Origin of the sequence: Mesorhizobium sp. M4A.F.Ca.ET.020.02.1.1 (genome assembly GCF_004022645.1) — a bacterium.
GTDB lineage: Bacteria > Pseudomonadota > Alphaproteobacteria > Rhizobiales > Rhizobiaceae > Mesorhizobium.
Genome location: NZ_RZOI01001199.1, coordinates 1 through 982, shown reverse-complemented (window position 1 = coordinate 982; position 982 = coordinate 1). Strand labels below are relative to the sequence as shown.

The following is a 982-nucleotide window of genomic DNA, read 5'->3' as shown; positions in this document are numbered from 1 at the left end:
GGCGACATATGCCTGAACACCGGGCCTACGATCGGATCGCGCGCCACCTTGTCGTAGAAGGTCTGCGTCAGGCGGCTCAACGCCTCGGCGCCGCCGGCCCATTCGAACAGTGTCGGGATATTCTCGCTCATCATCGATCCTCGCCTGTCGGTTGCCGCGCACGATAGCGGAAAGATCAAAGACGGCTCAACCTGCCTCGATGGCCAGTTCGCCCCTAAAGCCTGGCTGGCGCCTCGGCCTGGGCATTGGGCGACGGCGCCACGCGGCAGTTCTCGGGCTTCGGCGTCGCGGCGCAGATGGTGGCGCCGGTCAGCGCGTCGACCGATTGCGGTCCAGTCGTCAGCCCGACCTTCAGCATCATCTCCGGCTCGAGTTGGCGATGGCTGGAATAGAGCACCGACTGCATCGCCGCGAACAGGTCGCTCCCGATCGCCATGTCTTCGAGGTAGGTCCTGACCTGCTTTTCCATCCCCAGCGAATGCACGCTGAGCCGCGCCCGCGGGCCGACAAGCCGCCGGACACCGCCGGCAAGCATGATCGCGCAGGCTGAATTGCATACGCCTTCGGCATCGACGGTAAGCCCGGCGCGAGCTTCGCTGTCGGCCGCGCAATCCCGCGCTGTCAAATCACAGCCGACGAAATCGGTCCGGGCAATGGCGACGTCGAGTTTGTGCTCGCGGATCAGCCGGCCAGCCGCGAGCGCTCCCAGCACGTCGCCGCCCGGCGAGTTGATCACCAAGGGCAGCCTGCGCCGGCCAATGCTGTCGAGCATGTCACGCAGCCGCTCCGGCGTGTAAGCTGTGATCGTGCCTTCGGCCGAGATCCATTCGGGGCAATCCGGATTGCAGAGCGGATTGCTGCCGCGAACCACGACGAAGCGCATGTCCTCGTCGCGCTTGACTATCTCCTGCCTGGCCGCAGTGGCGGGTGCAGGCTTGACCTCGGCGGCCACGGCGGCGGCCGGCGCCGCATCCTTGTTCGC

At 66.4% G+C, this 982-nt stretch carries 2 pseudogenes; both read right to left on the bottom strand.

The features are described 5' to 3' along the window. Positions 1–131, bottom strand: a pseudogene (locus tag EN742_RS39875) (globin); the annotation flags it as partial. 83 nt (positions 132–214) lie between these two features. Continuing rightward, a pseudogene (locus EN742_RS38480) lies at positions 215–982 on the bottom strand (hypothetical protein); the annotation flags it as partial.